The organism is Aeromonas sanarellii (genome assembly GCF_000820085.1).
GTDB classification, from domain to species: Bacteria; Pseudomonadota; Gammaproteobacteria; order Enterobacterales; family Aeromonadaceae; genus Aeromonas; species Aeromonas sanarellii.
Map to the genome: position 1 here is coordinate 167,696 of NZ_CDBN01000098.1, position 11,989 is coordinate 179,684.

An 11,989-nucleotide genomic window follows, 5' to 3' on the forward strand; every position below is an offset into this window, starting at 1 on the left:
CACTCATTTTTTGCGAGACCAAAAACATGTCAACTCTCTTCAAGGCGGTCCTGCTACTGGGCAGCCTGCTGTGGCAATCCAGTGGATTGGCCAGCGATACGGGGTGGCTCACCAGCCCCCGGAACGATCACGCCAGGGTCCGGCTGCAGGCCGACCGCAGCGCCCCTGACCACACCCGCATCCTGCTCGAGGTGGCCCTCGAATCCGGCTGGAAAACCTACTGGCACAGCCCGGGTGAAGGGGGCATAGCGCCCCGGATCCTGTGGGATCAGCCGGTCGGTGACTTCCAGTGGCACTGGCCCACGCCGCGCCCTTTCGAGGTGGCCGGGCTCAGCACCCAGGGCTATCAGGAGCAGGTGCGCTTCCCCCTGAGCCTCGACTACCCGGCCGGGCAGCCGCTCAAGGGCACCTTGCGCCTCTCCACCTGCAGCAATGTCTGCATCCTGACCGACTACCCCTTCACCCTGGCGGCGGATGGGCAGGCGCCGGCCGGTTTCGACTTCGCCTGGGCCCGGGCCATGAGCACGCTGCCCCAGCCCCTGCCCGCCGACACCCGGGTCGAGCTCGGCTACCAGCAAAACCAGCTGCAGCTGCGGGCCGAACGGGCGGATGGCTGGCAGTCGCCCACCCTCTTCATCGATGCGCTGGAGGGGGCCGAGTTTGGCAAGCCCGCGCTCGAGGTGAGCGGCACCACCCTGATCGCCCGGGTGCCGGTGAGCGACGGCTGGCAGGGGGATGCGCCCGACTTGCGCGGTCAGTCCCTCGGCCTGCTGCTCACCAGCGGCGATCAGGCCTGGCAGACCCGCGCCCCCATCGCCGGGCCCATCGCCCTGCCGACCCAGCACCAGCCCCTCCTCTGGCTGCTGGGGGCGGCGCTGCTCGGCGGCCTCATCCTCAACCTGATGCCCTGCGTGCTGCCGGTGCTGGCCCTGAAGCTCGGCTCTGTGCTGCAACAGCAGGAGAGCGAACAGCGCCGGGTGCGCAGGCAGTTCCTGGCCGCCAGCGCCGGCATCCTCGCCTCCTTCTGGGTGCTGGCGGCCATGAGCAGCCTGCTGCGCGCGACCCAGGGGGCGGTCGGCTGGGGGATCCAGTTCCAGAGCGCCGGCTTCATCGGCTTCATGGTGGCGGTGACCTTGCTGTTTTGCGCCAACCTGCTGGGGCTGTTCGAAATCCGCCTGCCCAGCAATCTCAGCACTCGTCTCGCCACCCGCGGCGGCAAGGGTCTCGGTGGCCACTTCCTGCAGGGGAGCTTCGCCACCCTGTTGGCGACCCCCTGCTCGGCCCCCTTCCTCGGCACCGCGGTGGCGTTCGCGCTGGCGGCCCCCCTCGGCCAGCTCTGGCTCATCTTCACGGCCCTCGGGATTGGCATGAGCCTGCCCTGGCTGCTGGTGGCAGCCCTGCCGCGCCTCGCCCTCTGGCTGCCCAAACCGGGCCGCTGGATGGGGCACCTGCGCATCCTGCTCGGGCTGATGATGCTGGGCTCCAGCCTCTGGCTGGCGAGCCTGCTCGGCAACCATCTGGGCAGCACGACCACCGGCTGGCTGATGGTGGCCATGGTGCTGGCGCTGCTGATTGGCATCATTTGGCGTTACGGCATGCGCGGCTTCACCCTGGCCCTCTCCCTCTCGGCACTCATCGGCGGCGCCCTGTTGCTGGGGGGCGCCCTCACGGCGCAGGGGTCGGGCAGCATAGACAGAGTCGCCTGGCAGCCCCTCTCCGAGCGGGCCATCGTCGAGGCGCTGGCCCAGCACAAGCGGGTCTTCGTGGACGTCACCGCCGACTGGTGCGTCACCTGCAAGGCCAACAAATACAACGTGCTGCTGCAGGGCGAGGTGCAGGAGGCCCTGTCCGCCCCGGACGTGGTGGCCCTGCGCGGCGACTGGAGCAGGCCGAGCGATGCCATCGCCGCCTTCCTGCGCCAGCGCGGCGCCGCCGCCGTCCCCTTCAACCAGATCTACGGGCCCGGCCTGCCCGAAGGGGAGAGCCTCTCCCCCCTGCTGGACAAGGCCGAGCTGCTCAACGTCTTGAACAAGGCCGGCCTCATCCAGCCCGGCCCCCATTTCTAAGGAGAATGCCATGAACCTGCGTACCCTGACCCTGTGTACCGCCCTGGTTGCCGGCGGCCTGAGCGCCCCACTGCTGCACGCCGCCCCCTTCACCCCGGAGCAGGAGGCCCGCATCAAGGAGCTCATTCGCGAGACTCTGGTGCAGAACCCGAAGATCCTGGACGAGGCGGCCGAATCCTGGGAGAAGCAGAACGCCGCCGCCCAGGAGGCCCAGCTCGGCGACTTCATCAAGAGCAACCAGGAGGTGCTGTTCAACAGCGCCACCAGCCCGCGCCTGGGCACCAAGCACCCCAAGCTGACCCTGGTGCTGTTCACCGACTACAACTGCCCCTACTGCAAGCAGTTCGATCCCCAGCTGACCCGGCTGCTCGAGGCCTATCCCGACGATCTGGGGCTGGTGATCAAGCTGCTGCCGTTCAAGGGGCAGACCTCCGCCAAGGCGGCCCAGTACAGCCTCACCCTGTGGCAGCAGGATCCGGCCCGCTTCCTCCCCCTGCACGACAAGCTGATGAGCAAGCAAGGGATGCTGACCGAGGCGGACATCAACAAGGCGCTGGCGGCCACCGATAACCTGACCCTCAAGCCGGAAGGCAAGGCCACCGAGGAGCTGCGCAACAGCCTGCGCATCGGCACTCTTCTTGGCGTGCAGGGCACTCCGGCGACGCTTATCGGCAACCAGCTGGTGCCTGGCGCCATCTCGTATGACGAGCTGGAACGGCTGGTGAAGGCCGAGCTGGCCAGGCGGAGCTAAACCATGGTTGAGGATGTCGCTGTAAAGGCACCGCGCTGGCGACGCTGGGGCAAGGAGGCGCTCTGGCTGATGCTGATGGCGCTGGTCGTCTCCACCCTGCTGGATCTCTGGCGCGGCCCCAGCCTGCCGGCGGGGGCCATTGAGGCCCCCCTCACCCTGCAGGATGCCACCACCACCAGCCTGGCCGAGCAGAGCCGGGGCAGGGCGCTGCTGGTCTACTACTGGGCCAGCTGGTGCGGCGTGTGCCGCTTCACCACCCCCACGGTTGAGCAGCTCTGGCAGGAAGGCGAGAACGTGCTGACGGTGGCCCTGCGCTCCGGCAACGCTGAACAGCTGAGTCAGGGGATGGGCAAGAAGGGGCTGACCTTCCCGACCCACAACGACGAGTCGGGGGATCTGGCTGCCCGCTGGCAGGTGGGAGTCACCCCCAGCTTTCTCATCATCAGGGATGGGAAGCTGGTGAGCAGCACCACGGGCTGGAGCAGCCGCTGGGGGCTCAAGCTGCGGCTGCTGTGGGCTCGCTGGTAAGCCGTCGCCACGCAAGGAATGCAAAGAGCCCGGTATCGCTACCGGGCTCTTTTTCCATCTTGAGGCTGGCAAGCCTATTGTTGCGCGGGCGCCATCATCCCCTGCCCGAGCCTCCCCCTGGCGCTGGCCCGCTCGGCCTCGTCGAGCACACCATCGCCATTCTTGTCCATCTTGGTGAAAACGGCCTCATGACGCTCCATGAACTGTGCCTTGGTGGTGTCCTGCATCGGCCTCATGTTTCCCATGTTCCCCATCTTGCCCGGCATGGCCTTGCCGGACTGCTGCATAGCCTCGTGCATCCTGGCCATGGCGGCCTCTCTCTCGGCCACCGACAGGGTGCCATCCTTGTCGGTGTCCTGCCGGGCGAAACGCTGCTCGGCTCTTTCCATGAACTGGGCCTTGGTAATATCCCCCTTCATGAACATCATGGGCTCGTCGAGGGGCTCCTCGGCGGCCAGGGCGGCGCCGCTCAACAACGCCAGGGACAGAAGATACTGTTTGAACATGGCTGTCTACTCCTTGTGATGGTCCGAGCCGGGTCCCGCTCCCCGGGACGGCCCGACGCCTCCTGTAGTGTAGCCCCGAGACGGTCACCCATCGGGAGGCGGATCCCAAGGCGCACCCGCCGCGCATTCCTCTGGTTACTTTTCTTCCTATTCATGGCGATGGAGGGCGGTTTCCGTTAAAATCTCCGGTTTTTGCCGAGCCTGGTTTGCCGACGTTCCGCCACCAGGCCGACACAGGATGAATTCCACCATGCCAGTGAGGCAGGATCCGTCATGAACAACTACTTCCGGGTGTTGGGCGTCAAGTCCAACGCCAGTGAAAACGACATCAAAAAAGCCTATCGTCGGCTGTCGAACCAGTACCACCCCGACAAGCTGCACGGGGCGAGCGAAGAAGAGAAAGAGCAGGCAGCCCTCAGGCTGCACCAGGTAAAGCAGGCTTATGAAGTGCTGTCCGATCCGAAACAGCGGGCCGCCTTTATCAAGGATTTCAACAACGTCATCGTGACCGATCCCGCTGCTGCCATGCAGGAGATGTGGGACCAGTTCTACCCCTGAGCCACCAGGCAAGAAGAGCGACTATGCAAAAAAAATGGGACCAGGCACGGCTCAAGGCCCTGCAAAGCGATGCCAGCGAAAATATCGAATCCTACCGGGATCAGGACGACCCCAAGGGGCTCGAGCAGTTCACCGACCAGATGAAGGCCCTGCTGCTGGCCGACATGAGCATGCTGGAGTTCATGCCCGAATACCTGCCGCTCGCCCTCTATGGCCGGGTGCAGTTCCCCCCCAAGGCCAAGGGGCAGTGGAACAAGTGGCTCGCCAGCGGCGAGCAGCCCTCCTGGGACGAGTTCAAGGTGAGCGTCGGCTTCAACAACGCCGCCCTGCCGCTGGTCAAGGCGGTACGGGCCCAGAGCGAAGATCAGCTGATGGAAGCCTGCGCCGTGCTGTTTCTGCTCGACAACCCGCTGCCCCGCGGCAGCCACAGTGCCGATGACGACTATGAGCTGCGGGACGAGGACGAAGATGACGGGGAAGATGCCGACGCCGACTATCATGGCGGTCAGGGCGAAGAAGACGATCAGGACATGTACGACGAAGTCCGTTTCTAATTGGGGCAAGGCATGAGCAACAGTCTGATAGAAATTACCGCCATCGAGATCAAAGAGCTGGCCGTCATCGAGCCGAAGCAGGCCAGCGAGAAGTTCGAGCTGATCGCCAAGACCATGTCTGACGACCAGCTGGCAGAAGTGATTGAAAACATTGATATCGTTACCCTGACCCAGATCAACGGCCAGCACGACATCTCCTTCCCCTCCATCATCTCCGAGCTGATGACCCCGGAGCGGATCCGCGACATCGTCTGCCAGCAGCCGCTCTACTGGGAAGAGGCGATCAAGAACAACGCCGACGAGCTGCAGCAGCATACCTTCGACTTCCTCAACTACCTGATCCGCACCCAGGATAGCGAGGCCAAGCAGCGGGAGATCCTCGAGTGCGTCGCCGAGGATCCGGCCGGTCTCTTCTACCTCGCCATCCCCTTTATCGAGTTCTATCGCGGCGATCGCTATGAAGAGGACGAAGGCTATCGCGACGTGCTGCACGCCGAGGAGGAGGATCTCGAAGAGTCCCTGCGCTACAGCGAGCGCCAGCAGGCCGAAGACAGCCACGACTACGCCCTGGACGACCCGCGCAGCCTCTTGATGCTCATTCGCGAGCTGGCCCCCGAGGTGGAGAAAGCCATCAAGTCGCTGCTGCGGAGCGAACACTCGACCTGGGACGGCATCATCAACAAGTTTGCCGCCGAGCTGGTGATGCAGGCCAAAGAGAAGAACAAGGTCGAGGAAGACGAGTACGGCGACGTCGACGACATGTTCAGCTTTCTGGATTAAGGAGCCCATTCATGCAGTTAGTCATTCGCGATGCCAACCAGGGCCCCTTTCTGACCCAGGTGCTGCGCTTTGGCCGCGACAATGAACGGCTGAGCGAGCAACAGCTGGCCGCCATCAAGGGCAAGGCGGTGCTGATGAGCCTCAAATTCGCCGACAAGTACTACAACAAGTACAAGATGCACCTGCTGGAGCAGGCCGCCCACGACGTCATCGGCGTGGTGAGCCTGGGATTGCAGGAGCTATCCCAGCGGGATCCGGCCAAGGCGCTGGCCCTGTTGCAGGCACCGGAAGGCCCCATCAAGCCGTTCCAGAAGGGCTGGTCCATGCTCATCACCGTCAGCCCAAAGCAGGCTGGCAACAGCCTCTACGGTGACGTGGATGCCCGCCTGCTGGACAAGATCTCGAGCCCCCCCGATATCGAGGAGTGGCAAGGGTGGCAGGAGTACGAAAAGGCGCTGGCCGAGCACAACAAGAGCCGGTTGATGGAGCTCATCGACCAACACTTCTTCGCCAGCGAGAGCGACCACCCCACCATGGAGGACAAGCTGGCCGAGGCCCTGCTCTACCGCATCCTCTGCGGCAAGGGCAGTGGCGCCGCCCCGCTCAAGGTGAAGCAGGATCTCAAGCGCAAACTGGCGAGGGAGATTGAACTCGACGAGGCCTGGTTCGCCACCGACTATCTCGCCGCCCAGCTCGCCCTGATGCTGAGCGCGCTGCCCGCCGACATGGCCGCGGCCCTGCGCCAGGAGCTGAGCCCGGGCTTCGTGCCGAACCTGCTGCATACCCTCGGCTTTGTGCGCCAGTACCAGCAGCTGCAAAAAGAGGACGCCTCCCCGGAGAAGCTCGACAACATGGAGATGCGCGCAGGTCTCAAGCACCCCCTGCTCGGCTGGCCGCTCTATCACGACTTCTGATGACGGGTCTTTCCCTTCTGCGTATTCCAACGCCCGGCTTGCCGGGCGTTGTCATCTTTGCAGCTCGCAGATGGCGGCGCCAACCCTATCGGGCAATGGTCCACATGGCGCTCTCCATCCCGGTCTCCCGAAAATCGATCACCACGGGATAGTCGTTGCCACAGCCCGTCACCGTCCAGCGCTCCTGCCAATAGCGACTGCCCGGCTCCCCCTCGGGAAGTTGCAGCACCACGGGTACGAAGCGCTCCGGCGCGTCACACCCCTTGGTGGCCACCCAGGATGCGACCCCCACCATGGCATCCCGGAGCAGCTGCTGATTGGCCAGGGTACCTTCCTGCACGGGTTCGCTCGGACTGGCCTCGGCCTGGCACACCAGGGGAAAAAGCAGCAGCAGGGCATAGGGTCTCATCACACCTCCAGAGGGGTCAGACAACAGTGGTTCGTTCGGGGCTTTCATCATGACCCGAAACGGCGCCAGACAGAAGAGGCCACCAGGGGGGAAGCAGGCGCAGGATCCGGGGCGCGGTGGCTTGCACTCAAGGCGGACTACCCCCTAAGCGTCATTGGCCCATATTTTGTCAGGGATATAATGACTCCCCCATACCAGAGCCGGGGAGCAAGGTCGTGAGCAGAAAGCCGGACCGCATTACCGCGATGCAGCAGATCATCGACGCCGTGAAGGCGGAATTTCCGCTCTATCAGCCGGATACCTTCAGGTGCGGGCCGGACAACAGCTGCATCGGCTGCCCCAAGAAGCTGATGGAGCTGGTCGACAGCGAGCTCTGCTACTGGCAATACCAGATCCAGCGCGGCATCCCGCCCACCTTCGACGAGCTCTATAGTTTTGGCAAGATGTGCAGGAATATCCGCCGGGCGCTGGTGAAGAACGGCCGCATCCCCGCCTGAGCGGCCATCAAGGGGGCGCTCACCCCAAGCCGGCAATAGCGTCAAGGAGCAGACCATGAACCAGGAGAGGATCCAGACCCGCTACCCCCTAGGTGGCCCCTTTGCCAGCCGCACCGAGCTGGAGCAGGCCATCACCCGGGCAATCGAAGCCCACAGGCCAGACTTCTTCCCCCTGCTGGAGCGGCTGGTGGATGAGGGCAATCCCGGCGTCCACCTCAGCCAAGAGCACCCGCCCCGGGTGCTGGGCATCTCGCTCGATCAGGATGGCGCCCGGGGGCTGGCCCGCCTCGGCTACGAATCCAACTTCTTCGAGGGCTGCCTTATCGTCGACAGATATGAGCAGCACCAGACCGACCTGCCCTTTCGCCTCGAAGAGGATGCGCTTCTCTTCGATATCGAACTGCCCATCGCGTGGGATTTCAATCGTTGAGGGGTTCGCCCGCCTCATCATCACAAGAAAGGAGCCTTGCCGGCTCCTTTTTCGATGCTCCCCGCAGATGGCTGGCGAGGTGGCTTCACCCCTCCGCCCACGTCAGGTGAGATAGTAGCGCCACGACCGGACCGGCTCGGCGTAACCGACCCGGATGCAGAAGGGCGCCAGCTCGTGATTGGCCTGATCCAGGCTGAGGGTCTGGTGGGCATCCTGCTCGCACCACTGCACGAACTCGTCGCTGTTGAAGCTGTAGTGATCCCCGTGAAAGACCCCGTGGGCCTCGATCAGTCCGATGGCTTTGTCGATCTCCATGATTGGCCTCCTAGCACTGTGCTGCTCCCTTTAAGCTTAGCGAGCAGGGGCGAACAGGGTCGATTAGCGCAGCGTAATCGGCCGCACTATCGGCACCGTGGTGATGAGACAAAGGAGATAAGGGAGGTTGCAGCGGGACAGTGGAAGCCGGTTTTCGCGAACGTCTGATTACGCTTCGTTCATCAGAACTACAGTCCTACGTACCAGCAAAGTCTACAATAGGTTCGTTGTTCTAAGCTTTAAATTATTAACTTCTGAGAGGAAATGAATATGACCAAATCATGGTACATTTTATTCCCCCTGATTTTTTCTTCCATGGCAGCCTTTCCTGAAGAGAATTTCGGCGATTTTCTAGATAGCCTCAAAGGGGAGTTTGACCCAAATGCTAAACCACGGCCGACTTTTACGTTAGATAGTGATTTTAGATTTAGAGATCCAAACGGTGTAATGTGGACAACACCTTCTGGTACAGAAGTTGATGGAGCATCAATTCCTCAAGCACTATGGTCATTAATCGGGGGCCCATTTGAAGGAGCTTATATCAACGCATCTGTCATCCATGATTATTTCTGTAAGACAAAAGAAAAAACCGCTCATGATACACATAGGAATTTTTACTATGGTATGCGAGCAACCAATGTCCCTGAGTGGAAAGCAAAATTAATGTATTGGGCGGTTGAAACTTTTGGCCCATCTTGGACGATTGAGCGAAAAGTAGTGATCAAACAGAACTGTTTAAACACATCAACTGAAATCTCTACCTGTACCTCTGAACCATCTATTGAAGTTGTTGCTGTATCTAAGACTCCTGTTGACCTGTCAGACCCGATCATATTTGCTGCTGCTGTAAACAAAACAAATGCTGTAGCTAGAACCTTGTTGACTTCCAATGGGAAGTACCTTGACATAACCGAGAACGGAATTATTTCAGCAACAGAAAAAAACATTGAAAACAACTCAATGGAATATCGAAAAATATTTAAAGAAAAAGATTTCCTTAGTTCATATACCAGTCTAGGCGTCTTATCTCAGCCAAATGAAAAAGACATTTTCAAGGTTAGACCATGGCCTAACAAAAAAATCCCAACCATGAATGACGCTGTCATTTTAACAGATGAGAACATACCGAAAATTGATAATCAAGAACCATTTAAACTAGGGCCTCATAGCAAAACCTTAATACAGGACCGAATTGATTTAAAAATATTAAAAGCAACATCGACACTTGCAACAAAAGAATAAAGTCATTTGCTAATGAATTCACCTGTACTTTAAATTAAATAAAAGGGGCGCTTTCGCGCCCTTCTTATTACTTACCCTTCCTGATTTTCCCCGGCTGCCGGTTCTGCGCCGGCTGCAGGTTCAATCTCGATGCGATCGACTCGCTGCAGACCGCGGGGCAGCTTGGCGCCGCGGCGGCCGCGTTCGCCGCGGTAGTAATCGAGATCGGACGGCTTGAGTGTCAGCTTGCGCTTGCCGGCAAACAGGGTGACAGACTGGCCCTGCGGGATGACGGCAGCCATCACCACAAACTCCTCCCGCGCCTTCACCCGTGCCGAAGGGATGCTGATAAGCTTGTTGCCCTTGCCCTTGCCGAGCACCGGCAGGGTATTGAGCGGGAACAGCAGCATGCGCCCCTCGTTGGAGATGGCCATGCAGAGATCGGTCTCCGGCGCGCCTATCCTCTGGGGCGCCATGACGATGCCCCCTTCCGGCACGGTCAGCAGCGCCTTGCCGTTCTTGTTCTTGCCAATCAGGTCGTCGTATTTGCAGACGAAGCCGTAACCGGCGTCGGAGCAAATCAGGTACGGCTCGCCTTCGTTGCCCATCACCAGATGGCGCACCTCTTCGCCGGCCCCCAGAGCAAAGCGGCCGGTGAGCGGCTCGCCCTGACTGCGGGCGGAGGGCAGGGTGTGAGCCTCCAGCGAGTAGGTTCTCCCCAGGGTGGAGAGGAACACCGCCTGCTGGTTGCTGCGGCCATGGGCGTGGGCGAGATAGCCGTCCCCCGCCTTGTAGGAGAGACCTTCCACATCCACGTCGTGGCCCTTGGCGGCGCGTACCCAGCCCTTGTCGGAGAGGATCACGGTAACCGGCTCACTCGGGGTGAGCTCCTTCTCGGTCAGGGCCACGGCGGTGGCACGCTCCACCAGCGGGGTGCGGCGATCGTCGCCGTACTTCTCGGCGTCCGCCAGGATCTCTTTCTTCAGCAGGGTGCTGAGACGGCGCTCGGAACCCAGGATCAGTTCCAGCTTGTCGCGCTCTTCCGCCAGTTCGTTCTGTTCGGCGCGCAGCTTGAACTCTTCGAGCTTGGCCAGGTGGCGCAGTTTGAGCTCGAGGATCGCCTCGGCCTGGGTCTCGCTGATGTTGAAACGCTCCATCATCACCCGGCCCGGCTCCTCCTCGGTGCGGATGATCTCGATCACCTCGTCGATATTGAGGTAGGCAATGAGCAAGCCTTCGAGGATGTGCAGGCGGGCCAGCACCTTGTCGAGGCGATACTGCAGGCGGCGGCGCACCGTCTCGCGACGGAAGCTCAGCCACTCGGTGAGGATGGTCTTGAGGTCTTTGACCTGGGGTCGGTTGTCCAGACCCAGGATGTTGAGGTTGACCCTGTAGTTCTTCTCCAGGTCTGTGGTGGCGAACAGGTGTGCCATCAGCCCCTCCACATCCACCCGGTTGGAGCGCGGCACTATGACCAGACGGGTCGGGTTCTCGTGGTCCGATTCATCGCGCAGATCGGTGACCATGGGCAGCTTCTTGGCCACCATCTGGGCGGCGATCTGCTCCATGATCTTGGCGCCGGAGGCCTGATGAGGCAGCGCCGTGATGACGATGTCACCATCCTCCTCGCTCCACACCGCCCGCTGCTTGATGGAGCCCTTGCCGGTCTCGTAGATCTTGCGGATGTCATCGCGCGGCGTGATGATCTCGGCGTTGGTCGGGTAGTCCGGCCCCTGCACATGGGCCATCAGGGCGTCCAGGCCGGCATTGGGGTTGTCCAGCAGTTCCACGCAGGCATGGGCCACTTCGCGGGCGTTGTGGGGCGGGATGTCGGTCGCCATGCCCACCGCGATGCCGGTCACCCCGTTGAGCAGGATGTGGGGCAGGCGGGCGGGCAGCACCACGGGCTCTTTCATGGTGCCGTCGAAGTTCGGCGTCCACTCCACCGTGCCTTGGCCCAATTCCGAGAGCAGCAGCTCGGAGAAGCGCGACAGTCGCGCCTCGGTATAACGCATGGCGGCGAAGGATTTGGGATCGTCCGGCGCACCCCAGTTGCCCTGACCGTCCACCAGCGGATAGCGGTAGGAGAAGGGCTGGGCCATCAGCACCATGGCTTCGTAACAGGCGCTGTCGCCGTGGGGGTGATATTTACCCAGCACGTCACCCACGGTACGGGCTGACTTCTTGTGCTTGGAGAGCGCCGACAGACCCAGCTCGCTCATGGCGTAGATGATGCGCCGCTGCACGGGCTTGAGGCCGTCGCCGATATGCGGCAGGGCCCGATCCATGATGACGTACATGGAGTAGTTCAAGTAAGCCTGCTCGGTAAAGGTGCGCATTGGCTGGCGCTCAACCCCGTCCAGACTGAGCTCGATAGCATCACTCATGTGAAATTCTCTTTCGGTTTTGGAGCCGCCGCTTGGCGACTCCGGCTAATGCTTGCTGGCCCGCGCGGGCCAG

14 protein-coding genes are annotated in these 11,989 nt (G+C 61.6%); 10 read left to right on the top strand and 4 right to left on the bottom strand.

Annotation, left to right across the window (positions count from 1 at the left end):
- Window positions 1–26 precede the first annotated feature (26 nt).
- From BN1132_RS19100 to BN1132_RS19110, 3 genes are read left to right on the top strand one after another with little or no spacing between them, the layout of a single operon-like run.
- Window positions 27–2,066, top strand: coding sequence for a protein-disulfide reductase DsbD family protein (locus BN1132_RS19100; protein ID WP_042079388.1), 2,040 nt, complete (start codon window positions 27–29; stop codon window positions 2,064–2,066).
- Window positions 2,067–2,076: 10 nt separating this feature from the next.
- The gene (locus tag BN1132_RS19105) at window positions 2,077–2,817 is read left to right on the top strand and encodes a DsbA family protein (RefSeq protein WP_042079389.1); all 741 of its coding nucleotides are present in this window, start codon (window positions 2,077–2,079) and stop codon (window positions 2,815–2,817) included.
- A 3-nt stretch (window positions 2,818–2,820) separates the two neighbouring features.
- A complete protein-coding gene (locus tag BN1132_RS19110) occupies window positions 2,821–3,345 on the top strand; it encodes a protein disulfide oxidoreductase (RefSeq protein ID WP_042079390.1) in 525 nt (174 codons plus the stop codon).
- A gap of 74 nt (window positions 3,346–3,419) precedes the next feature.
- Here BN1132_RS19110 and BN1132_RS19115 read toward each other — a convergent pair whose 3' ends face one another.
- Window positions 3,420–3,851 carry an EF-hand domain-containing protein gene (locus BN1132_RS19115; RefSeq protein ID WP_042079391.1) on the bottom strand — a complete coding sequence of 144 codons (432 nt, stop codon included), beginning with the start codon at window positions 3,849–3,851 and terminating at the stop codon, window positions 3,420–3,422.
- 273 nt (window positions 3,852–4,124) lie between these two features.
- On the opposite strand from BN1132_RS19115, the gene atcJ reads away from it, so the two are divergent.
- The 4 genes from atcJ to atcC are packed head-to-tail and all read left to right on the top strand — an operon-like array spanning window position 4,125 to window position 6,657.
- Window positions 4,125–4,409 (top strand): cold adaptation protein ActJcold adaptation protein ActJ, encoded by a 285-nt coding sequence (atcJ, locus tag BN1132_RS19120; RefSeq protein WP_042079392.1) that lies wholly within the window; start codon window positions 4,125–4,127, stop codon window positions 4,407–4,409.
- A 23-nt stretch (window positions 4,410–4,432) separates the two neighbouring features.
- Window positions 4,433–4,963 carry a cold adaptation protein AtcA gene (gene atcA, locus BN1132_RS19125; RefSeq protein WP_042079393.1) on the top strand — a complete coding sequence of 177 codons (531 nt, stop codon included), beginning with the start codon at window positions 4,433–4,435 and terminating at the stop codon, window positions 4,961–4,963.
- Between the two features lie 12 nt (window positions 4,964–4,975).
- Window positions 4,976–5,743, top strand: coding sequence for a cold adaptation protein AtcB (gene atcB, locus BN1132_RS19130; protein WP_042079412.1), 768 nt, complete (start codon window positions 4,976–4,978; stop codon window positions 5,741–5,743).
- A gap of 11 nt (window positions 5,744–5,754) precedes the next feature.
- On the top strand, window positions 5,755–6,657 hold the full coding sequence (atcC, locus tag BN1132_RS19135) for a cold adaptation protein AtcC (RefSeq protein ID WP_042079394.1): 903 nt from the start codon (window positions 5,755–5,757) through the stop codon (window positions 6,655–6,657).
- An 85-nt stretch (window positions 6,658–6,742) separates the two neighbouring features.
- Here atcC and BN1132_RS19140 read toward each other — a convergent pair whose 3' ends face one another.
- On the bottom strand, window positions 6,743–7,066 hold the full coding sequence (locus tag BN1132_RS19140) for a hypothetical protein (protein ID WP_042079395.1): 324 nt from the start codon (window positions 7,064–7,066) through the stop codon (window positions 6,743–6,745).
- Window positions 7,067–7,311: 245 nt separating this feature from the next.
- On the opposite strand from BN1132_RS19140, the gene BN1132_RS19145 reads away from it, so the two are divergent.
- Window positions 7,312–7,563 carry a hypothetical protein gene (locus BN1132_RS19145; protein WP_042079396.1) on the top strand — a complete coding sequence of 84 codons (252 nt, stop codon included), beginning with the start codon at window positions 7,312–7,314 and terminating at the stop codon, window positions 7,561–7,563.
- 55 nt (window positions 7,564–7,618) lie between these two features.
- Window positions 7,619–7,993, top strand: a complete 375-nt coding sequence (locus BN1132_RS19150; protein WP_042079397.1) for a hypothetical protein — start codon at window positions 7,619–7,621, stop codon at window positions 7,991–7,993.
- A 102-nt stretch (window positions 7,994–8,095) separates the two neighbouring features.
- Here BN1132_RS19150 and BN1132_RS19155 read toward each other — a convergent pair whose 3' ends face one another.
- The gene (locus tag BN1132_RS19155; protein WP_042079398.1) at window positions 8,096–8,308 is read right to left on the bottom strand and encodes a hypothetical protein; all 213 of its coding nucleotides are present in this window, start codon (window positions 8,306–8,308) and stop codon (window positions 8,096–8,098) included.
- A 270-nt stretch (window positions 8,309–8,578) separates the two neighbouring features.
- On the opposite strand from BN1132_RS19155, the gene BN1132_RS19825 reads away from it, so the two are divergent.
- Complete coding sequence (locus BN1132_RS19825; RefSeq protein ID WP_167335725.1) at window positions 8,579–9,550, top strand: DUF1353 domain-containing protein; 972 nt, start codon at window positions 8,579–8,581, stop codon at window positions 9,548–9,550.
- 71 nt (window positions 9,551–9,621) lie between these two features.
- Here BN1132_RS19825 and parC read toward each other — a convergent pair whose 3' ends face one another.
- Window positions 9,622–11,916: a DNA topoisomerase IV subunit A gene (gene parC, locus BN1132_RS19160; RefSeq protein WP_042079399.1), complete on the bottom strand. Its 2,295-nt coding sequence runs from the start codon at window positions 11,914–11,916 to the stop codon at window positions 9,622–9,624.
- Between the last annotated feature and the right edge of the window lie 73 nt (window positions 11,917–11,989).